Raw genomic sequence first — 21,904 nt, forward strand, 5'->3', positions numbered from 1 at the left:
TAGCACCAACTTTTACCTAACTCGTGTGATACCGAATATCACGTGCGCGCGGATGCAGCTTCGCCACTGCGTGCGCGCGAGCAACTCATCGATCCCGCGCCCGCCCACCATCGAGTAAAGCAGTCCGCGGTCCAGCAATCCAGCGAACAGGCCTGGAATACCAATGTGCAAACCGAGGTCATCAATCGACAACGGGCGGAGATTCACTCAAAAATCATACGCGCCACGCGTTTTAGCGCCGCCCGGGCATTGTCACGTTGTGCATAAAAAGCCACGTGATCGTCAGCACCTGCGGTCGGCGACAATTCGACACCCCAGAGGGGCGCGATCTTCTGCGGCAGCATCGAATAACGCACGTCACCGATACGCTGCCCATTGCGCGGATCGACAGCGATATACCCAGCCGACGACTCGCTAAAGCGCTCAATATCGAGCGCCTGCTGCGACTCCGGGCTGAGCCACGGAAAATCACGGCCGGCATTGAGTTTCAAAACACTGTCACCTGGCCAAATTGTCGGTTCTGAAAACGAGGGCTTGACCGCATCCACATAGAATCTGTCGGCGGTTTCGTACACCACCTTCCACACCGCCAGATTGCCAAAACTGGGTTTGGCTTCCAGGCGCAACACCTGATGCCCGCGGCTCTGCGCCACCTCAAAACCAATGGCCTCGGCTCGCTCGTGCTGCAGGTAGCCGATAGATAAATAGACGGCACCCCAGAGCATCGCCCATTTGACGTATTGCCTCGACCTGGTAATCGCCGCGCACGACACCAACACCAACAGCGGGACGGTGAACAGCGGATCCACGATGGAGATGATATCCAGGGAGTAGCGTTGGTCGCTGAGCGGCCACAACAGCTTGGTGCCGTAAGTCGTGCACCCGTCCAGCAAACCATGAGTGGCATAACCGATGATGCTCCACATCAGGGTTTGTGCGTAACTCAGCCGCCAGCGTTTACCCAGTATCGGGTACAGCAGCAGGCTGCACAGCAAACCACCGATCGGGATGAACAACAGCGAATGGGTGAAGTGGCGATGAAACTCGACCGCCAGCAGCGGATCGGCGGATGACTTGATCAGTATATCCAGATCCGCCGCCATTCCCGCGATGGCGCCGATAACGGCGGCTTTGGCCAAACCCTGTTTTGGGCCGCGCGTCTGGGCAAACACGGCGCCCAGGACGCCCTGTGAAACGGGATCCATGAATGGGTTACTTTATGTGGGGATTCGGCGACCAAACACAGCGGGCAAAACTTCCAATCGGGGCATCCTGTTCAGAATAGACTTCACCAGCAGTGTAAACGGTTCGTGCACGCAAGGTACACCGCTCATTGGGGTTGCCGATGTGCAAGACGTCCAGGATTCCGAAAAACGTTCTCAATCGCGCGGTTCGAGCCGCCATAACTTACCGTTCGAGCTGTCGGTCAGCAGGTAAAGAAAACCGTCGGGCCCCGAACGCACATCGCGGATGCGCTCGCGCAACTCCCCGAGCAGCACCTCCTGCGCGACCACTTTGTCACCCTGGAGTTCGAGACGGCGCAGATGCCGTTTCGCCAACGCCCCGACGAAGAGATCGCCCTGCCATTGCGGGAATTGCGTGCCGCTATAAAACGCCATACCCGAAGGCGCGATGGAGGGATCCCAGTAGACCACCGGCTGCTCCATGCCCGGCGCCTCGGTCAAGTCAGAGATCTTGAAACCGGAGTAGTCGATGCCGTAGGTGATGGCCGGCCAGCCATAGTTGGCGCCGGGCCTCAGGATGTTGACCTCGTCACCGCCGCGCGGTCCGTGCTCATGGGCCCAGACCGTGTTGGTGCCCGGGCGCAGCGCTATGCCTTGCACATTGCGATGGCCGTAGCTGTAGATTTCCGGCTGGGCGCCGGGACGGTCGACGAAGGGATTGTCCGCCGGCACCCCACCGTCGCCGTGCAGGCGCACGATGGTGCCCAGGTGATCCTCGATCGACTGCGCGCGATCGCGGTAGTTGTAACGGTCACCCAGGGTGACGAAGAGATAGCCATCGCGATCGAACAACAAACGGCTGCCGTAGTGATTGCTGCCGCCGGTTTTCGGCAGGGCGCGGAAGATCACCCGAGCGTCATGAAGACGCCGCCCGTCGAAGCGCGCACGCACCACCTCGGTATTGACGCCGTCGGGACCGCGGCCCGCGTAGCTGAGATAGAGCAGGCGGTTGGTCCTGAAATCGGGGTGCAGTGCGACGTCGAGCAGCCCGCCCTGCCCGCGTGCCACCACCTCCGGCACGCCGGCGATGGGCTGCGGCTGCAGCACCCCGGCGGCGCTGATCAGGCGCAACCGCCCCGGGCGCTCGGTGACCAGCAGGGCGCCATCCGGAAGAAAGGCCATGCCCCAGGGATGTTCGAGATTGTCGGCGACGGCCACCACCTCGAAGGTCGCCTGTTGCGTGTGCTGCACCTTGGCGGCCTCGACGCAGCCGGAACCCGCCAGGGAGGCAACAACCAGCAATACCCACGCCGGGCGTAGCGACTTCATCGTCTCTGTTCGTCCTTTGAAGGTGAAGAAATTCTGGACCAGCCTACACCGGTGGTCAAACTTGCCCGATATTGCGGATGGCGACGATACGGATAGGATGAAATCAGGTTGAACTGGCTGCCCGATACCGCTCTTCCACCTTGGCAACTCTTTTTATGCCGCCAAGACGCCAGGCGTGCAGATGAAAACACGGCCGCTAATGCTGAACATCATCGCGCACAGCCGATTGATGGCACAATTGATGGTTTTCTGGCGTTTCCTGCCGGATTGGCGAGAGTGGCGAATCCTCCCCAGCCTCCAAATTGCGCTAGCCACAGTACTACGCGTAAATTACAGGCATGAAGGACGACCCGGAACACAATCCCATCACCTCGTTGCGCGATGACGTACGCCTGCTCGGCGAACTGCTCGGGGAAACGCTCATCGAACAGGCCGGTCGCGAGGTATTCGACAAGGTCGAGGCCGTGCGCAAGCAGGCCAAGGCAATTCACGAAGCCAAGGGTTACGATCGCAGCGCACTGCACGACATCATCTCGGAACTCGCGCCGCAGGAGGTGCTGTCGGTGGCGCGCGCGTTCACACAGTTTCTCAATCTCGCCAACATCGCCGAACAGGCGCACGGCGCGCGCCCCTACGGTCAGGTAATCGCCGAGGCGCAAGACCCTGCGGCGCTGGATGCCTGTCTGGGGCGTCTGCTGAAATCAGGCATCACTTCCGAACGGCTACTGCAGACATTGCGCAACCTCAACATCGAATTGGTGCTCACCGCTCACCCGACCGAGGTCAAACGCCGCACGCTGATCCGCAAGGACAACAATATCGCTGCGCAACTGGAAGCGCTGGAACTGGCGCGACGTACCGGTGAACCGCAACGCCTGATCATCGACGAGTTGCGCCGCGAGATCAGCGCCTACTGGCTGACCGACGAGATCCGCCGTAAGCGTCCGACGCCGGTCGAAGAGGCGAAGTGGGGCTTCGCCGTGATCGAGACGGTGCTGTGGCAGGCGGTGCCGCGCTATCTGCGCAAACTCGACCGGCTGGTGCGCGCACACACCGGTGAATCGCTGCCGCTGGATCTTGCACCGGTGCGCTTTGGCAGCTGGATGGGTGGCGATCGCGACGGCAATCCCAACGTCACGCCCGACGTGACCCGCGAGGTGAGCCTGCTGGCGCGCTGGATGGCGGCGGATCTCTATTGGCGCGATATCAGCGTGCTGCGCGCCGAACTCTCGATGCGCAAGGCGAGCGATGAGCTGCGCGCACGGGTCGGCGATTGCCCCGAACCCTACCGCGAACTGCTGCGCGAGGTGCGCGACCGCCTCGCCGCCACCCGCGACTGGGCCGAGGCGCGCATCGACCGCACCCAACATCCCGGCCCGCGTCCCTATCTCACCCGCGAGCAGCTGCTGGAACCGTTGCTGCTCTGCTACCGCTCCCTGCACGAGGTGGGTGCCGGGCGCGTCGCCGACGGCAAGCTGCTCGATACGATCCGCCGGACGGTCTGCTTCGGCACCACGCTGATGCGCCTCGACATCCGCCAGGAATCGACGCGCCACAGCGATGTCTTCAATACCATCACCGAACATCTCGGTCTGGGTACCTACAACAGATGGGGCGAAGAGCGCCGCCAGCAGTGGCTGCTTTCCGAACTCGACAACCGCCGCCCGTTGATTCCGCCCGATCTGCCGGCCAATCCCGAAGTCCAGGAGGTGCTCGACACCTTCACCATGCTCGCCGACCGCGGCGAAGAGACGCTGGGCAGTTACATCATCTCCATGGCCACCGATCCCTCCGACGTGCTCGAAGTGGCGTTGTTGCAGAAAGAGGCGCGGCTGGCGCATCCCATGCCGGTGGTACCGCTCTTTGAAACACTGGACGATCTGGAGCAGGCGGCCGACAGCATCGACCGACTGCTCTCGTTGCCCGCCTACCGCTCGCGCATCGGCGATTTTCAGGAGGTGATGATCGGTTACTCCGATTCCGCCAAGGATGCCGGGCTGCTGATGGCCGCGTGGGCGCAGTATCGCGCGCAGGAACAGCTCACCACGGTCTGCCGGCGTCACGGCGTGCGCTTGCGTCTCTTTCACGGCCGTGGCGGTTCGGCCGGCCGCGGCGGTGCGCCCGCACACGCGGCGATACTGTCACAGCCCCCCGGATCGGTGAACGGCAATCTGCGCGTCACCGAACAGGGCGAGATGATCCGCACCAAGTTCGGCCTGCCACGGCTGGCGCTGCGCACGCTGGAGAGCTACACCTCGGCGGTGCTGGAAGCGACGCTGGTACCGCCTCCGGAACCCAAGGCCGAATGGCGTGAACTGATCCAGCAACTGGCGGACGACTCCGTTGGCGGCTATCGCGAAATCGTGCGCGACACTCCACAGTTCGTGCCTTACTTTCGCGCCGCCACGCCGGAACAGGAACTGGGCGAACTGGCCATCGGCAGCCGCCCTGCGCGCCGCCGCGCCGAAGGCGGTATCGAAAGCCTGCGCGCCATTCCGTGGATATTCGCCTGGACGCAGAACCGCCTGCTGCTGCCGGCGTGGCTGGGCGTGGGTGTGGCGCTGCGCGAAGCGCTCGACAACGGACTGGGCCCGAAACTCACCGAGATGATCACCGAGTGGCCGTTCTTCGCCGCCACCCTCAATCTCGTCGAGATGGTGATCGCCAAGGCCGACCCCAATATCGCCGCCTGCTACGACGCCGGGCTGGTGCCCGCTGAGCTGCAGCCGCTGGGCGGTTCGCTGCGCCGGCGTTTTTTCCACACGCGCCAGGCCGTACTCGATGTCATCGGGCATCAGGAACCGTTGCAGGGAAACCCGGACCTGCTGCGCTCCATCCAGGTGCGAAACCCCTACGCCGACGCGCTCAACCTCATGCAGGTGGAACTGCTCAGCGCCGTGCGCGAGCAAGGGAAAAACGCCGATCCACGGTTGCAGGATGCATTGCTGGTGACCATTGCGGGAATCGCCGCAGGGATGCGCAATACAGGGTAGTCCGGCCATCCCGACAATACGCGATCAAACCGAATCCACAGGGCTGATCACGCCCCTTCCACCGCATTTGACTACATGTGTATATATCTCGGTGGTTGCGACGTTGGAGTGCCCCAGCAATTCCTGAATCGAAAACAGTCGGGGACAGACCCTGAGGTTTCCAGGTCCGACAAAAACTTCGAAACCTGCTGCTCTCCTAAATCCACCGGGTGTTTCTTGTCATGGAAACAGATGAACTTTCTGATCCAATTCAGGTAGGTTTTTTGGGTTTTACAGGCCAGCCCACGCTCTCGAATTACCGCGCGAACTTGTCGCAAGAAAGGACTCTTTTCCCTGTTCAAGGGTATAGGGATATCGTCCATGACATGCTTCTCCGAATACCGATGTTATTGACAGCAATACGACTGGGATCTGAGTCGGGAAGGTTCAAATCTACCCAGTTCAATGGAATCGTTCCGTATATTTCCAGGACAGCAATTTTGGCGACGGAAAAACCATTGAATCTTCAAAGCGATAGGGATATGTTCTCTTTTGGACATAATAAATAGACGGCAGGGAATTAGCTGGAACACTTCCGTATAATTCTCTGACTGTAATTCCATCTCGTAGAATGCTTGGGGATTTTTTCGGCGTTGTCAGAAATAGACTGCGCGGGAGATATCTGAATTGTTCCGTTGAAAAAACTGTTATGAGTAATAAAATGGAACCTGAAAATCTGACACCTCGAGATTTAGATAAAGCAGGAAAGCTCGATGAAGTTAAAGCTTGGCTGAAAAATGATTTTGATAGGTCTAGAGATGCAGAGAGCCAAGCCATAAATGAGTTTGAGAAAACTCTGTGGCTCGCAAACTCAGCGGCGGCAACAATTACAATTGGCTTCTTAACAAGCAATGATACCCCTACTATTTATCAATTCTATGGCAGCTTTTCTTTTGTTTTGGCCATAGTTTTACTTCTACTAATGAAACTAGTTGCTGAGTTCAATGCTTCCAGAGACAGATACCGCAGGCAAGATCATTCAGACAAGTTTTATACCGAAAATAGGCCGCTATCATTCATAAGTGGAATCGGGGATTTTTTGTTTAAGTTGCTTAATATCGCGTACAAAGGCCTTAAATACAGCTCCGCCTTTCTATTTGTTCTGGGCTGTTCCTTTACATTGGCAGGGGTGTACCCAAGCATTGAAACTCATAACTAGGTGCTCAATTCGCAGCCTTCGGCTGCTGGGGCGCCGCAAAGCGGCGTGAACTAGCACGGCGTTAGGTTTCACCGATCAACGTCGTGGGAAAACCGTTCAGAACCGTAGTTGGTGGGCAAGTTCGTTTCGCTATACTCCCCGATGCGCCTTGTCCGTGTGGGTCGGCGTCGCCAGCCGAGAAGTGCTGCCTCACTTCTCGCGGTTTAGTCAAACAACCGGTTTCATCAAGCCCACCCGGAGCCGCTACCGGGAATCAAGTTGAGCGGTGCTATGCAGCCCAGTTGAATGACTGCGGATCGGGAATTTCTAGAGAGCACTACGTTTCAGAAGTTCTGCTCAAGTTACTAGATTCCGAAGGTGCTTTGACAGTATCAGGGCTCTCTTGGACCGGTGACGAGAGCAAGAAATTGAGTCCAAACTCATTGGCTTCGAAGGTACTTTGCGAGAGGCACAATTCGGCATTGGCAACTCTTGATGCAATAGCTCTAAGTATCTTTCAAGCTTTCGATGAGCGCGGTGCAGCGGGAAGTAAACAGAGGCGTCTACATCTATTCAGTGGCCATGATCTTGAGCGGTGGTTACTGAAAGCTTTGTGTGGTCTCGCAAGCTCGAACTCTTTCGTTCTCGATCGCCACGCCGATCTATCCATACCGAAGTACTGGTTGGACATTCTCTTCTCGGGTACGCAGTTTCCCGATGGGCAGGGGCTATACGTGTGCAGGTCAAAGGGGCATGAGTTCAAAGGGCCGAGCGGGCTCGCGATCCAGGCGATCATCTCTGGCCATGGCAGACTTACCGGTATCGGATTCAAGATCTGCGGCTACGAGCTGGTATTGTCAATGTCCGGGTTTTCTTCGCGGAGATTCGATGGCAGGGAATTCGCGTATCGTCCGTTGGAGCTTTACGCTACGGCTAATGACTTCGAAAAGAGCATCGTCTTTTCTTGGGATGGCCAAGCTGATCTTGGGACTATCGCAGTCAGCTTGGGCGAAACCTAATGTTTGTAAAAGATGCTATAAAATGCACAAAAAGGGGGCGGAGGGAATAAATATTCCATATGTTGCTTTCAAGCTAATGGGACACTGGCAAATGCGTAATACTCAAAGACAGCTTCGCCTGCTTCGCAGACTGCGGCCGGGGTTAATCGTAACCACCCACACAACAATATAAGCATATATATGTCACCTCTACTTCTGACAATCATAAGCCTTATAGTAATAGGTATGGCTATTTGGGGTTTAATATCCGGCAAAATCATGGCTGGATCGAGAGGTCTACGACCAAATTATTATGCTAAAACAGATAGCCCGGTTTTATACTATAGTTTTATCTGTATTTACCTGTTAATTGGTGCGTTTTTACTATTCATAGCCTATTAGAACCTATCTCAAAATCCCCCGCGAGCTGTGCCGGTCGCTCGTGGCTCCAGCGCCAAACGCGGCGAGCGTGGTTGGGTCATTCCCAATGAGCGAGCCGCAACACCGCGCTGGAGCCGCGAGCGCCCGGCCCTTCGGGTTGGCCCCAGAGGTGCGCTGGCGGTGTTCTCGACTTGCCAATAGCGTTGCTATTGGCTGCGCCTTCGGGCCTACCCAGCGCACCTCTGGGGCTCAACACAGCACGCGGGAGATTCTGCGATAGGTTCTAGTAAAGAACCACGGATTCAGCCCATAGATAAACAATCGGAGACAGACCACAGTTTCGAGCCGCCAGTTTCAGCCGCCTGGGTCAGAGAGCAATTATTTCCAGTAGAGGCAGCACCAATACTAGAGCGTGCGCTCTCTGGCCCGGATTTTCCCATATGCTGAATCTCCACCGACATATATGAAATGAAAAGAGTAACCGCAGGAATAGCAATTATTACATTTTCCATGTCGAGCTATGCCTACGACATCCCTGAGAAAAATTGGGGTGTCGCTATAGGCATACGAAGCGCAACCATCCCGCTTAAGGCAAAAGAAGAAAACGTTCGGGATCTGATCCCACTTCTATATTACGACGGCGATCGATTTTTTATTCGCGGTTTGAGCGGTGGTGTAAAGATATATAAAAACGATGCGTGGCAATTCAGCCTGCTTGGAAAGTACCGCTATTTTGACATTCCTGCGGAATATCAGAACCTGGTGCAGGGCAATGCGCTTGATATCGGCGGGCAAGTAAAATATCACTTTAACGATAATTTTGAAGCCAACTTTGAGATATTACGCGACCAGGATAGTCGGTACTACACTTCCTTGAATACACGTTATTACTGGAAGTCCGGTTCCTGGGAATTGTTTCCATACGTCGATCTGCGCTTCAAGAGTGCTGACTTCAACAATTATTACTATGGTCTGGATGGCTTTAACAATCCGGCTACTCCATCCAGTACTTTAAACAATAAAATCGGCAGCGGGTTTGATATAACAGTGGGTAGCGAGTTGCGTTATCACGTAGTGAGCAATTTTTATCTTATCGGTCGCGCTCAGTATACTGTCCTGGATAGCAATACCCGCAACTCGATCAGCATCCAGGATGGCTCCTACGGTGAAGTCTATATGGGGGTCGCTTTCTTTAATGATAGAACCAACAGGAAAACACCGTCACTAATGTCAAAACCTTATATTCGGGTCGCTCATGGCTGGGCAACACCATCAAACGTGGGGGAGATTATTGAGTTTAACGTAGAGGATGACGAGCAGAACAATCAGTTCACATCTTTTTTTTATGGGCATCCAATCGCGGACAGTCTGTTTGGAATTGAAGATCTCGATCTCTATATAACTACCGGTTATGTGTATCACCATGGCGCCAACCCCTACAGCCAGACTCTGATACCCGGGCAGGGCATCAACACGCCTGACTCGGTTGGTCTTGGCAATAACCCCTGTGACGGTGTTAATCCCTGTACAATCACCTATAACAAGCAGCCTAGCAGGGAATATATTCTGGCTATCAAGGCCTATTACAACATGACCTGGCCGGTGCGCTGGCGAATTGGTCTGGCTGAGGGTTTGTCCTACATTGAGACCGTTGGCAATCTTGAACAAAGAGAGATGGACAAAAAAGGCTATCGCTCCAGTCAGCTCATGAACTATATGGACATCACGGCCGATTTTAGTCTGGGCGACGCCTTTGGCGTTGGCACAATGCGTGAAGTCTACCTTGGCGCCGGCATTCACCATCGGTCTTCCATATTTGAATCATCATCTGCCTTCGGGCGGATAAAGGGCGGCAGCAACTATCTATCTCTTTATCTGCAATACCATTGGTAGTATGAAAAGTATGATATATGGAACCTATAACTTTCAGTCGGAGCAGTTTCGGAGTAAGCGTAGTATCAACCAAGACTGACCCCAGTGGTCTCCATCGAAGCGAATCTGCTCAGGCAACTGCCCGAAGGAATCTCCGGCCATGATGAAGTGCGATCCTGTCACGGGCGCTTGCCTGCTGCCCGACCTGGACAAGCCCGTCGATTCCGCCGCACCTGCTGCGCGCCGCGGCTGGGCCATCCACTATATCGGCGATCCGATGTGCTCCTGGTGCTGGGGCATCTCGCCCACCGTCGGCGCAGTAGAGGCCTTCTGCGAGGCGGAGGGCATCGAATTCTCGATCACCATGGGCGGCCTGCGGGTGGGCGGCGGCGACCCGTGGAACGCGGAGTTCAAGGACTTTTTGCGCAACGAATGGCGGCAAATCGCCCAGACCACCGGCCAGCCCTTCGGCTTCACGCTACTGGAGGCACCGCATTTCGACTATGATACCGAGCCCGCCTGCCGCGCCGTGGCGACCATCAAGCTGCTCCAGGCCCGGAATCGCCTTCCGATCTCGATCGCGTTGAAGTTTTTCTCGGCGGTTCAACACAAGTTCTATGTAGAGGGACAAGACCCCAAAGTGGTGGACTTCTACGCCAGCATCTGCGCCGGCCTGGCACTGGATTTCGACGAATTTCGTGCCGTGTTCGATTCACCAGAAGCCCGGCAGGCGGTTCAGCAGGAATTCGTTCGCTGCCGGCAATGGGGCGTGCGCTCCTTTCCGACGCTGCTGCTGGAGCGCCATGGCGAGACAGAGCCGCTGGCCGTGGGATTTGTCACGACAGAGCAAATACTCTCTCGGCTGCGGCAAGAGATCACCGCGTGAGTCGAATCTCTCCATGCCCGCGAAGCAAAGGAGGGAAAGGGGGGGCAGATTTATTTTCCACGAAAACAACCTGTCTTTTGTTTCCCCGCTGCACCACATGATGTGGAAAAATTGTTAAAGGGGTCAAAGCCTTTTTTGCCTCTGGTCAATCCCGGGCCGCTGCGCTGAAGCAATATTGCGCCCGTCACGCCGGAAAACGGATCCTCGACAGAGCGCCAGGTACGGGCGAGCTTTCGGCTTCGACAGGGTCTTCGCGGAGTATTGGCCGTGAGGCGTTCAGCACCACCAGAATGCTACTCACCGACATGGCAAGGGCGGCCGCCAAGGGGTTGAGATAACCCGTCATCGCCAGCGGGATCGCCACCCCGTTGTAGGCAAGCGCCCAACCGAGATTCTGTCGAATACGGTTACGGGTGACGCTGATGAGCTTGAAGGCGTCAAGCACGCGCTCCAGTTGTTTTCCGGGGATAACGATATCGGCCGCCTCGGCCGCCAAGGCCGTCGGTGCACCGAAGGCGATGCCGAGATCGGCCTCGGCCAGGGCCGGTGCGTCGTTGCTGCCGTCGCCGATCATCGCCACCCTGCCGCAGGTCTTGAGCTGACGGACCACGGCCGCCTTGGCCTCGGGCGGCACTCCGGCGTGGACTTCATCGGTATGTGCCTGATAGCCGTTGGGGTGCTCGGCACCGGTCAGCAGCACCACGCGGCTGAGCCGGCGCAACCGTTCGGCGATCCGCTCCCAGTTCGGGCGGGACTGGTCACGAGTCAGGATCGCACCCTCGGCACGACCATCCCAGCCGACATAGGAGACCACACCTTCACCGTGACAACTCTGCTCGATGCGGGCCGCGAGCGGCTCCGGAATCGCCCAGCCCAGGGTCGCAAACAGCGTCCGGCTGCCGACCGCCACGCGCCGGCCGCCGATATTGCCCAACGCACCGCGGCCCGGGTGGGTCTGAATATCGCTGGCGTTGAGACCCGTATCCAACCGCGCGATAGCCTGGGCAACGGGGTGCGGTGAATAGCGCTCGACAGCCGCGGCATGAACGGCGATTTCGGGTGGGCCGACCACCTCGACCACGGCCATCTCGCCGCTGGAGAGCGTTCCTGTCTTGTCGATAGCGACGATATCGATATGCGGCTCCTGCTCGAACAGGTCGGCGCTGGTGACGATGATGCCGCGGTGCAGCGCCGAACTGATGGACGCCGCCGTGGTCAGCGGAATCGCCAGACCGAAGGTGCACGGGCAGGAGACAATGAGCGTCGCCAGACTCGCCAGCAACGCCCTCTCGAGCGGGGCACCGCTGATGTAAAACGCGAATCCCACCAGTGCCGCGAGCACCAGCACGGCGGGCACGAACACACGCGAGAGCCGGTCTATTTGGCCTTGAACACCGGCACTGGAACTCTGCATGTTCCAGAGGATGCGCGCCAGGTTCGCCATGCGGCTCTCCACCTGTGGTCCCGTCTCTATTTCCAGATTGCCCTCGAGCAATACACTGCCGCCGATGACCTGTTCACCCGCGCCACGCGCCATCGGAAACGGCTCACCGGTCATGAGTGATTCGTCAATCGCGCCCTGGCCGACGACGAGGGTGCCGTCGACGGGAATGGTCTCCCCCTGACGCACCAGCACGCGATCGCCGGGGAGCAGATCATCCAGTTTGCAGACGACGTACTGGCCACCGCGCCGCACGCAGGCCTCGGGCGACCAGGCCTGCATGATGGTGTTGAGTGCCTGGGTGGCGCGCACGCGCACGCGGCGCTCAAGGTAGCGGCCGATGGTCACCACCGCGACCAGCGTGCTTGCCACTTCGAAATAGAGATCGATGGGATCGTGGAACAATTGAACCACGCTATAGCCATAGGCCGAGAGGAATGAGAGCGCAACCAGGCAATCCATGTTCAACAGACCGGCGCGCACGCCCGTCCATGCCCCGCGCAGGATGGGCAAACCGACGTAGAAAACGACGATGGTGCTCAACACAAACAGGGCGATGGGCGTCACCTGGAAGGCCACCCAGCTGATCGCCTCGTAATCGGCCGGCACCGCAAAACCGGCATGGATGGGGTAGATGAACAGGAACGACAACATCATGACGAAGGATGCCAGGGTGCCGCCCGTCAGCATCCGCAGCAGATCCGGTCGCTCGTCGTACTCCGGTGCCGCCTCATCGCGCAGCCGGGCATGGTAGCCCGAGCGGTTGAGAAGCGTGGGCAGCTCAGCCTCGCTTATCTGGTCAGGGTCGTAGGTAATCTTTGCCGTCGAGGTGGCGTAGCTTGAAACCGCCGCGAGCACACCGCGGGCCTTCAGCGCGATTCTTTCGATAAGGAACTCGCAGGAGGCGCAGTGCATGCCATCGATCCACAGATAGGCATCCTGCCCCTGAACGGCAGGTGCTGCATCAGGGGTCCGTTGTCGCTGCGCTGCGAACACGGCCTCACCGAAGCAGCGATACACCTCACGGCAGCCATAACAGCAGAACTCGTGCGCGTCATCACGTATCGGCGGGTTGGGCGTGGGCAGGCCGCAAAGCGTGCAAGGCATGACGGTCCTCGTGAGGTCAGTGCGCAGCGTCGTCTCTCCGCTGCTGGGACTGTCGGTGGTGTGCAAAACAACAGAGCGTCCGCATCGCTGCGGACGCTCTCATAGGGTTACAGATCTTGCGCTGGAGATCTACGCCGGTACCTGCTCACCCAGGGGCGTGGAAATCTCGCGAGACTTCATCAGATTGTAGGCATAGACGACCAGAGATGCGCCCAGGATCAGCCCGAAGATTACGATCAGATTGCCGTAAAGCATCCAACCCTCCTGGTTCCAATCGGCGAAACGCCGCGGCATGCCGGCGGAACCGGCCGCCAGCATCGACAGGGCCGCACCTACGCCGCCGATCGTAAAGAGCTTGACGAACCAGGACCCCAGCACGGGATCGAGCTTACGCCCCGTGATCACCGGGTAGTGGTGATAGAGCACCCCCAGCCACATGGCGGACATCGCCGCGATCACCGTCATGGTATGGCCGCTCTGCCACATCGTGCCATGCAGTACGTACGCCCAGGCGACGTTCGAGGTCACCATTGCGCTGGCGCCGTCGAGGATATAGAGCAGCCAACCTACCAGCACTGTGATAATGCCCGGCTCCGGCCGCAGGCCGTGCTTCCAGATCGTGGCGAAGACGGTGAAGATGGTGATCGCCGCGCCGATGCCGGTACCCCAGCTCATGATATTGCCCCAGTAGGAGAGCACGACCGGCTGATTGGGGCTCAGGGTGATGAAGTGGTGCAGGAACGAGGTGACCGAGGTGAGCAGCAGGATCCACAACGCCAGATTGGCAAGCTTGTTGCTAAACAGCTTGCGCGTACCGTCGGCGAGGTAGAGCGGCAGCGTCGCGTACATCGCGCTCGTCACCATCAGCGCCATCACCTCCATCAGGTTGTGGGCGAAGATGTAAAAGCTGTACTGGAACACCACCGGCTCGGCCGCCCAGGCGGCCATGGACATCGGGATGATCCCGTACAGCGCGGCCACCAGTGTCGTGCCGACCACCACCAGCGGGGCACCCGTGACCAACAGTACCAGTGTGGCGAGGATCATGCCCAGCATGCCGGGATCGTTCAGAGAACGTGGCGAGAGTAAGAGTTCCTGGCGCTTCTTGCCGAAAAACATCACTTTGAGCACGAGCAGTGGGTAGAACAGGATCATGCAGGCCAGCACCAGGTAGATGCCGGTGAAGCCCACGATCACCGAGTTCATGCTCCAGACGCCCATCTGCGCACCCACCAGGGGTAACGGGTACATGACGATGAAACTGACCTTCAGGCCCATCAGCACGGCGACGGTGAGAATCGCTGCACCGAGATTCATCGTGATGTACACCATTGCCGGCAGCCAGCCGGTGATCGGTTTACCGACGCAACCGGCTACCCGGTGCAGCCCGACTCCCGCCATGAGCTGGAACGAGAAGGGAAAGACGAGCGCCGCGGCGTGGAGCGTCATGGTTGTATAGTACAGATCGGTGTTGAGCTCGAAGATCTGCGTCGCCGGCATGACGAAGCCGAGCACACCGGCGACGGCCAGCCAGACGAACGATGTCATGATCATCAGGGCCGGCCAGGCATTGATTTCTTCAAGCCCGGTGCTCTTGTCGACGGTGAACATCTTGCCGAAGATCGGTGTGTTCTGAACTAGTGTGCTGGCAATACTCATTGTATGTCCTCCTCCGCAGTAGATGCGCTCAGTTGCTCGCAACTACGGTTAATTCGTCCTGCATGGCATGGTGAACGATGCCGCAGTATTCGAGGCAGCGAACCTTGTATTTTCCCGGTTCCTTGAACGTATGGACTACCTGAGTCGGATTGGTAAGGCCCGGCATGAGTATCATGGTGAAAAGCAATCTGCCGTCAGGATGGTACACAGCGAAACCATGCTGGGTGTCGCTGCTCTTGCCGGAGAAACGCACCGGGCTACCGGCCACGATCTCGCGATTGGAGATGTCGTAGGACCAGGATTGCGCGGTCAGCTCGATCTCCTGAACCGGTTCCCCGCTGGTCGCCGCATGCGCGGCGGCAATGGTCGGCATGAATCTGAGACTGGCGAGGTTTACGCCGACGAAGACCACGAAGACCACGGTCATCCAGACGCCTTCAAGCTGCGACAACTTGTTGCGTGGGGTGGCACTGGGGCCGGGGTCGACGACGCTCTTTCTGCGAATGATCCAGTAAAACATCAGCGCAAACGGGGCGAGCATAAACAGCGTCATCCAGAATGCGCCCCACCCGGTAAACAGGAAGTCCAGCATATCTATCCCTCCTCAGTCTTTTCAGTATGCGGGAAACCCTACCGCGCGCGGTATTGGCAGCTTTATCGCCAATCGCGGGGACTCCCCTTTTATTGTATATGCCCGACCATAGGACGGAGAGATAGCCATAGCAATTAGGACATTCACCTAGTGAGCTGTCGGTTTTTCCCTAGTTTTCCTACCTCTGGCATCAACTAAATCGTGTTTAAACTCCCTGCGCCGGTGCCGTCAGGCCGCGACGGAACGATCATTGCATAACGTAAGTACACCTTCGACCTGCAACCGGCGATCATCACTGCGACGAGTGTGTTTCGGTGACCGTCAAAGCGTGTCGCGACTACCGATTCGGTGCGCCGCTGCGGCAGTGCAGCACGGGTTGCCGGCATCCAGTTCGTTGGTCTGCTCGAACCGGTCAACCCTGTGCCGGCTTCCCTCTTGCGCGGTTACCCGCTACGGTTACATCATTTTGGAACGAACAATCTTCTACGAGTGCTTATGGAAAGCGATGCGATCTGGTTGGGTGTGGTAGCGCTTGGTTGGCTTTCAACATCGGCGCTGATCGGATGTGCGGTGCTGATCCTGAATCACCGCGAGGCCGAGCGTCGGATACACGACCAGGAGGTCGCCCACCAGGAGATCACGAAGCGGCTTGAGGAGAGTGAAACCCGCCTGCGGGCGATCATCGAATCGGAGCCGGAATGCGTAAAGCTGCAAGCTTCCGACGGCACGGTGCTGGAAATAAACCCGGCAGGGCTTACGCTGCTCGATGCGGGATCGCCCGCAGAGATCATCGGCAAACCCATCTACAACTTTGTCGCGCCGGATTTCATACCTTTCTACAAAGAAAACATGCGGCGCGTCTTCTCGGGCGAATCCATGGTCTACGAGTTCAAGTCGATTACGCTCAAGGGTCGGGTCTGCTGGATGGAGACGCACGCAGTTCCGCTGCGCGATGAACAAGGCACCGTTTACGCACTGCTCGGCATCACTCGTGACATCACCGAGCACAAGTGGGCGCTGGACCAGGCGCGCCAGCATCAATTGGAATTGGCACGGGTGGCGCGACTGTCCACGATGGGCGAGATGGCGACCGGGCTGGCCCATGAACTCAACCAACCGCTTGCGGCAATCGCCAATTTTACCCGCGGCTGCATTCACCGCCTGCGCAGCGGAAAAGTGGCGCCGACGGAATTGATCGAACCGCTCGAGGAGGTCTGCGAGCAGGCGGAACGCGCCGGAGAAATCATGCGCCACGTGCGCGATTTTGTGCGTAAAAGCGAACCCCGGATTATTGCGGCCGATATCAATCAGATCGTTCGCAGCGTGGCCAAGTTCGTGGAATTGGAGACGCGGCAACAGGACGCGCGGGTGACACTGGAACTGGCGGAAGATCTACCGCAGGTGCAGGCGGACGCCATCATGATCGAACAGGTCATCTGCAATCTGGTCCGCAATGCGGTCGAAGCGATGGTGGAGTCCAATTCTCCACAACGGGAAATCACCATTTGCACCAAACATCGGGACGCGGGCGATATTCTGGTCGAGGTTGGCGATACGGGTCCGGGTATAAGCAGATCGATTGCCGACAAGATCTTCGATCAGTTCTTCACCACCAAGCGTGAAGGCGTCGGCATGGGACTCTCCATCAGCCGCTCGATCATCGAATCCCACGGCGGGAAGTTGCGTGCACTACCGCAGCCCGACAGCGGAACCGTCTTCACATTTTCATTGCGGACTTTCATACCAGGACAACCCAACGATGAGCGGGCCCACCGTATTTATCATTGATGACGATCCAGCCGTCGCACGCAGTCTGCGCTGGCTGATCGAAGCGGTGCAGCTCAATGTGGAACTGTTCAGCTCGGCACAGGCTTTTCTCGAAGCCTACGACGCGACCACGCCGGGATGCATGGTTCTCGATGTGCGCATTCCCGGATTGAGCGGGCTGGAACTACAGGAGCAACTGGCGGGAAAATACGCCTACCATGCGCCGATCATCTTCATAACCGGCCACGGCGATGTCAAAATGGCGGTGCGCGCCATCCAGGCAGGCGCATTCGACTTCATCGAGAAACCTTTTCGCGATCAGGAACTGCTCGATCGAATCCAGAGGGCGATCATCTTTGACGCGGAACAGCGCGGCAAAATCGCAGAACGTGTAGAGATTTCAGAACTGTTTGCGACGCTCAGCCCGCGCGAACGCGAAGTCTTCGGCCTCGTTGCCGAAGGGATGTCAAACAAAGCCATCGCCTACGATCTCGGCCTGAGCTCCAAAACCGTCGAAGTCCATCGCGCCAAGGTCATGGAAAAGCTGCATGCGCGATCACTTGCCGATCTGGTCAAGATGTCGATGCAGATGAAGTCGGGATAAGGCCGTTCAGTACGGCAGATAATGATCGACAAGCAGTGCCGCAAAAAGCAATGACAGGTAGGAGATGGAGTAGCGAAATGTCCGGCGGGCGGCCGCGTCGCTGTAGCTCAGTTTCATCCGCCATGCCTTGACAACGAACAGGACGCTCAGAACGGCAGCCGATACCAGATACACCCAGCCACTCATGCCGATGAAATACGGCAGGGTCGCAACGAGCCCTAATACGATGGTATAGGCCAGAATGCTGTTCAACGTGTATTCGCGCCCCTTCACCACCGGCAACATCGGCAGTCCCGTACGTGCGTATTCATGGGTCCGATAGAGCGCCAGCGACCAGAAATGCGGCGGCGTCCAGAGAAAGATGACCAGGAACAGCAACCACGCCTGATACGGCGCCTCTCCGGTCATGGCTGCCCAGCCGAGCACCGGCGGCATCGCGCCTGAAGCGCCGCCGATGACAATGTTCTGCGGTGTCAGCGGTTTGAGTACGATCGTATAGATGATCGTATACCCCACAAAGGTCGCCAGGGTCAGCCACATCGTCAGCGGGTTCACAAAATAGTAAAGCACACCAAGACCCACGCAGGCGGTTACGACCAGGAAGAGCAGCGCTTCGATCGATCCCACTTCCCCGCGCGGCAGCGGGCGGCCACGAGTGCGCGCCATCAGCGCATCGATCTTCTGCTCCACCAGGCAGTTCAACGCCGCTGCCGCTCCGGCTGCCAATGTGATTCCGAAAATCGCCGCCACGAGGACCACCAGAGGCACCATGCCGTCGGTCGCGAGCAACATCCCAATCGCGGCGCAGAAGATTATCAGCGACACCACGCGCGGTTTTGTCAGGCGAAGATAACGCTGCACAGTGGCACTGGGGCGCGTCCGGGAAAGTACCGTCTCGGTCACATGAATTCCTATCAGTACATTTTCGGCAATCTCAGTCTATTGGCCTCGGTCGGCGATTCAATAAGTAGAAACCGCTAAGGAGTTAGGTATATGTCCTTACTCCACGAAGTCTCGATGTATGTACTAATAGATAAGGAACCTCTGATCAGTGACTCTGTTGCCCGGAAGCGGCGGTTTCGGTGTTGGAAAGCTTGGCAATAGCGGGCTATTACCCGCACTTTCCGCCTTGAACTCGCCCCTTCTGTACAGCACTCTCATCTGAACAGACCCAATCAGAGGTTCCATGAGGATCGTTCGTTGATTATTCACGATGTCTATGCCAAGGTTTTTTGGAAAACAACTTAAAACACGAAGTCGGAGGAGTTTTTATGAAGATTCGCGCAGCTGTCGCCTGGGAACCGCAGAAACCATTGGCCATCGAAGAGATCGATATCGATGGCCCGCGCGAGGGCGAGGTATTGCTGAAGGTAGTGGCCACGGGGGTATGCCACACCGATGCATTCACACTTTCCGGCGATGACCCCGAAGGCGCATTCCCCTGCGTGCTGGGTCACGAAGGCGGTTGCGAGGTGGTGGAGTGCGGCCCCGGCGTGAAGAATCTCAAACCGGGAGACCATGTGATCCCGCTCTACATCCCCGAGTGCGGCGATTGCGAGTATTGCCGCTCGCCGAAAACCAATCTTTGCCAATCCATCGCAGCCACCGTGTGGACGGGCTACATGCCGGACGGTACCCGGCGATTTTCCAAGAACGGCAATCCCATCTACCACTATATGGGCTGCTCCACGTTCGCGGAGTACACCGTTGTGCCGGAGATCGCGCTTGCCAAGATCAATCCCGCCGCGCCGTTGGACAAGGTCTGTCTGCTGGGCTGCGGCATTACCACCGGTATCGGCGCAGTTCTCAATACGGCGAAGGTGGAACCAGGCTCCAGCGTAGCGGTATTCGGTCTGGGCGGCATCGGCCTTTCCTGCATCCAGGGCGCGGTGATGGCCAAGGCGGAACGCATCATCGCCGTGGACATCAATCCCGACAAATGGGAGATCGCCAAGGCCCTCGGCGCGACCGACTTCGTCAATCCCAAGGAGCTCAGTGGCACCGCGATGGAAGCGATTGTGGAGATGACCAACGGCGGCGTCGACTACTCCTTCGAGTGCATCGGCAACGTCGAGGTGATGCGCGAGGCGCTGGAATGCTGCCACAGCGGCTGGGGTGTCTCGACCATCATCGGTGTTGCCGGTGCCGGCCAGGAAATTCGCACGCGACCGTTTCAGCTGGTTACCGGTCGCACCTGGAAAGGAACAGCCTTTGGTGGTGTCAAAGGTCGCAGTCAGCTACCCGGGTATGTAGAGCAGTACATGAGCGGTCAAATCGAGCTGGACAAGATGGTCACTCACACCATGCCGCTGGAAGAGATCAATACCGCCTTCGATCTCATGCACGAAGGGAAAAGCATTCGTTCCGTGATCATATTCTGAGGTGGCTATGGAACCCATTGAACGCATCAAAGAGTTCGACGGATGGCTGAACCGCTACCAGCACGCATCCGCAAGCTGCCACTGCGACATGACCTTCTCCGTCTACCTGCCGCCGGCAGCGAAGTATCGGCGATTACCGGCGGTGTACTGGCTTTCGGGGCTGACCTGTACCGACGATAACTTTCGTACCAAGGCGGGAGCGCAGCGTTACGCAGCCGAGCACCAGGTGGCCCTGATCATTCCCGATACCAGTCCGCGCGGGGACGATGTACCAGATGAACCGGAGCGCTACGATTTAGGCAAAGGAGCGGGATTCTACGTCAACGCCACCCGGCCGCCGTGGGCTCGGCACTACAACATGTACGACTATGTGGTGCACGAACTGCCGCAACTGATCGAGGCCGAGTTTCCGATAGAGCCGGGTAACAAGTCGATCATGGGGCACTCCATGGGTGGCCACGGTGCACTAATCTGCGCGCTGAAGAACCCTGGGGCGTACCGTTCGGTTTCGGCCTTCGCGCCGATCTGCAATCCCATGCAGTGCAGCTGGGGAGAGGGCTGTTTTGGCGCCTACCTCGGCGCCGACAGGAACGACTGGGAGGAATACGATGCCACCTCCCTGATCGCATCCGGCGCACCCCCTATCGAGCTGCTCATCGATCAGGGTACGGATGACGAGTTTCTGGCCGACCAACTGCACCCGCAAAATCTCAGGGAGGAATGCGAGCGGAAGAACTTTCCACTGCAACTGCGCATGCAGCCCGGGTACGATCACAGCTATCACTTCATCGCCACGTTTATCGGGGAGCACATCGCCTATCACGCCGAGAACCTTCGCACCCGTTAGCAGCGTGACGACCAACCCACCCCGTTTCTCACGGCGACTCCCGGCGACCTGCTGCCGGGAGTCGCCACACACCCGTTCCTGTAGCCCGCTGCCAATTGCCAGACCACGAGCATGCCTGCAATGCACAGGTGCAGGTTGCAGATGGGCATGATCGGTACCGTGCTGCAGGCAGACAAACCACGCGATGCCCCACGCGGATCGAAACTGCTCCTAAATAGCCTATGCTGTAGACAGTGGGTGATCGCGGCCGACCCTGATCGACTTCTTTCACACCAATGTCTCGTCGCTTCACCCTTGGATCACGTGCAGCCCGAGCAATCATGGAAGGTCGGTCGCTCATTGCACATAAATTTTGCGATACGTCCTCAATCGACAGGAGAAGAACCATGTCAGAAAGCGTCTATAAGGTTGTTGAATTGGTGGGTACCAGCACCGAGTCCTGGGAGAAAGCGGCCGCGGCGGCTGTTGAGCGGGCAGGAAAGAGTTTGCGCGATCTGCGCGTCGCGGAGGTATCGGAGCTGGACATGCAGATCAAGGACGGGCGTGTAGAGGGGTATCGCGCAAAGGTCAAAGTCTCGTTCAAGTACGAGGGCTGAACCGGTCCGCATGATCCCGAAGTAGGGCCTTGGAGATACTCGGGGGTACCTCATACCTCTGAATGCGTGCTGCGGCGACACCGCAGGTAG

19 protein-coding genes are annotated in these 21,904 nt (G+C 58.0%); 10 read left to right on the forward strand and 9 right to left on the reverse strand.

The annotated features are described in order from the left end of the window. Positions 1-12: 12 nt before the first annotated feature. The 3 genes from DWQ09_01685 to DWQ09_01695 all read right to left on the reverse strand — a co-directional run bounded on the left by DWQ09_01685 (position 13) and on the right by DWQ09_01695 (position 2,513). Positions 13-207 carry a hypothetical protein gene (locus DWQ09_01685; GenBank protein KAA3630069.1) on the reverse strand — a complete coding sequence of 65 codons (195 nt, stop codon included), beginning with the start codon at positions 205-207 and terminating at the stop codon, positions 13-15. Next, positions 204-1,205, reverse strand: a complete 1,002-nt coding sequence (locus DWQ09_01690; protein ID KAA3630070.1) for a metal-dependent hydrolase — start codon at positions 1,203-1,205, stop codon at positions 204-206. Before DWQ09_01690 ends, DWQ09_01685 begins: the two co-directional genes overlap by 4 nt. A 174-nt stretch (positions 1,206-1,379) precedes the next feature. Then, the gene (locus DWQ09_01695; GenBank protein KAA3630071.1) at positions 1,380-2,513 is read right to left on the reverse strand and encodes a PQQ-dependent sugar dehydrogenase; all 1,134 of its coding nucleotides are present in this window, start codon (positions 2,511-2,513) and stop codon (positions 1,380-1,382) included. 338 nt (positions 2,514-2,851) lie between these two features. On the opposite strand from DWQ09_01695, the gene DWQ09_01700 reads away from it, so the two are divergent. After that, positions 2,852-5,506 carry a phosphoenolpyruvate carboxylase gene (locus tag DWQ09_01700; protein KAA3630072.1) on the forward strand — a complete coding sequence of 885 codons (2,655 nt, stop codon included), beginning with the start codon at positions 2,852-2,854 and terminating at the stop codon, positions 5,504-5,506. A 24-nt stretch (positions 5,507-5,530) separates the two neighbouring features. Here the strand turns inward: DWQ09_01700 and DWQ09_01705 are convergent, their stop codons facing one another. Both DWQ09_01705 and DWQ09_01710 read right to left on the reverse strand, forming a co-directional pair. After that, the gene (locus DWQ09_01705) at positions 5,531-5,644 is read right to left on the reverse strand and encodes a hypothetical protein (GenBank protein ID KAA3630073.1); all 114 of its coding nucleotides are present in this window, start codon (positions 5,642-5,644) and stop codon (positions 5,531-5,533) included. Next, positions 5,578-5,868 (reverse strand): hypothetical protein, encoded by a 291-nt coding sequence (locus DWQ09_01710; protein ID KAA3630074.1) that lies wholly within the window; start codon positions 5,866-5,868, stop codon positions 5,578-5,580. Before DWQ09_01710 ends, DWQ09_01705 begins: the two co-directional genes overlap by 67 nt. Positions 5,869-6,194: 326 nt before the next feature. On the opposite strand from DWQ09_01710, the gene DWQ09_01715 reads away from it, so the two are divergent. The 4 genes from DWQ09_01715 (at position 6,195) to DWQ09_01730 (ending at position 10,820) form a co-directional block, all read left to right on the forward strand. Next, positions 6,195-6,704 (forward strand): hypothetical protein, encoded by a 510-nt coding sequence (locus DWQ09_01715; GenBank protein ID KAA3630075.1) that lies wholly within the window; start codon positions 6,195-6,197, stop codon positions 6,702-6,704. A gap of 461 nt (positions 6,705-7,165) precedes the next feature. Continuing rightward, complete coding sequence (locus DWQ09_01720; protein KAA3630076.1) at positions 7,166-7,702, forward strand: hypothetical protein; 537 nt, start codon at positions 7,166-7,168, stop codon at positions 7,700-7,702. A gap of 828 nt (positions 7,703-8,530) precedes the next feature. Next, a complete protein-coding gene (locus DWQ09_01725; GenBank protein KAA3630077.1) occupies positions 8,531-9,955 on the forward strand; it encodes a MipA/OmpV family protein in 1,425 nt (474 codons plus the stop codon). A gap of 139 nt (positions 9,956-10,094) precedes the next feature. Continuing rightward, positions 10,095-10,820 (forward strand): DsbA family protein, encoded by a 726-nt coding sequence (locus tag DWQ09_01730; protein ID KAA3630078.1) that lies wholly within the window; start codon positions 10,095-10,097, stop codon positions 10,818-10,820. A 184-nt stretch (positions 10,821-11,004) separates the two neighbouring features. Here DWQ09_01730 and DWQ09_01735 read toward each other — a convergent pair whose 3' ends face one another. The 3 genes from DWQ09_01735 to DWQ09_01745 all read right to left on the reverse strand — a co-directional run bounded on the left by DWQ09_01735 (position 11,005) and on the right by DWQ09_01745 (position 15,619). Continuing rightward, positions 11,005-13,368 (reverse strand): cation-transporting P-type ATPase, encoded by a 2,364-nt coding sequence (locus DWQ09_01735; protein ID KAA3630079.1) that lies wholly within the window; start codon positions 13,366-13,368, stop codon positions 11,005-11,007. Between the two features lie 129 nt (positions 13,369-13,497). Continuing rightward, complete coding sequence (locus tag DWQ09_01740; protein KAA3630080.1) at positions 13,498-15,027, reverse strand: hypothetical protein; 1,530 nt, start codon at positions 15,025-15,027, stop codon at positions 13,498-13,500. A gap of 28 nt (positions 15,028-15,055) precedes the next feature. Then, entirely contained in the window at positions 15,056-15,619 is a 564-nt protein-coding gene (locus tag DWQ09_01745) for a hypothetical protein (GenBank protein KAA3630081.1), read from the reverse strand. Positions 15,620-16,114: 495 nt separating this feature from the next. On the opposite strand from DWQ09_01745, the gene DWQ09_01750 reads away from it, so the two are divergent. Continuing rightward, a complete protein-coding gene (locus tag DWQ09_01750) occupies positions 16,115-17,407 on the forward strand; it encodes a PAS domain S-box protein (protein KAA3630082.1) in 1,293 nt (430 codons plus the stop codon). Further along, complete coding sequence (locus DWQ09_01755; protein KAA3630083.1) at positions 17,379-17,990, forward strand: DNA-binding response regulator; 612 nt, start codon at positions 17,379-17,381, stop codon at positions 17,988-17,990. Before DWQ09_01750 ends, DWQ09_01755 begins: the two co-directional genes overlap by 29 nt. Before the next feature lie 6 nt (positions 17,991-17,996). On the opposite strand, the gene DWQ09_01760 is transcribed toward DWQ09_01755, so the two are convergent. Continuing rightward, entirely contained in the window at positions 17,997-18,893 is an 897-nt protein-coding gene (locus tag DWQ09_01760; protein KAA3630084.1) for a protoheme IX farnesyltransferase, read from the reverse strand. A 368-nt stretch (positions 18,894-19,261) separates the two neighbouring features. Between DWQ09_01760 and DWQ09_01765 the strand changes: the two genes are divergently transcribed. The 3 genes from DWQ09_01765 to DWQ09_01775 all read left to right on the forward strand — a co-directional run bounded on the left by DWQ09_01765 (position 19,262) and on the right by DWQ09_01775 (position 21,814). After that, positions 19,262-20,371 carry an S-(hydroxymethyl)glutathione dehydrogenase/class III alcohol dehydrogenase gene (locus tag DWQ09_01765; protein KAA3630085.1) on the forward strand — a complete coding sequence of 370 codons (1,110 nt, stop codon included), beginning with the start codon at positions 19,262-19,264 and terminating at the stop codon, positions 20,369-20,371. A 7-nt stretch (positions 20,372-20,378) separates the two neighbouring features. Then, positions 20,379-21,218, forward strand: a complete 840-nt coding sequence (gene fghA / locus DWQ09_01770; protein ID KAA3630086.1) for an S-formylglutathione hydrolase — start codon at positions 20,379-20,381, stop codon at positions 21,216-21,218. Between the two features lie 386 nt (positions 21,219-21,604). Then, the gene (locus DWQ09_01775; GenBank protein ID KAA3630087.1) at positions 21,605-21,814 is read left to right on the forward strand and encodes a dodecin domain-containing protein; all 210 of its coding nucleotides are present in this window, start codon (positions 21,605-21,607) and stop codon (positions 21,812-21,814) included. Positions 21,815-21,904 lie beyond the last annotated feature (90 nt).

The organism is Pseudomonadota bacterium, assembly GCA_008501635.1.
In the GTDB taxonomy this organism is placed as follows: Bacteria; Pseudomonadota; Gammaproteobacteria; order QQUJ01; family QQUJ01; genus QQUJ01.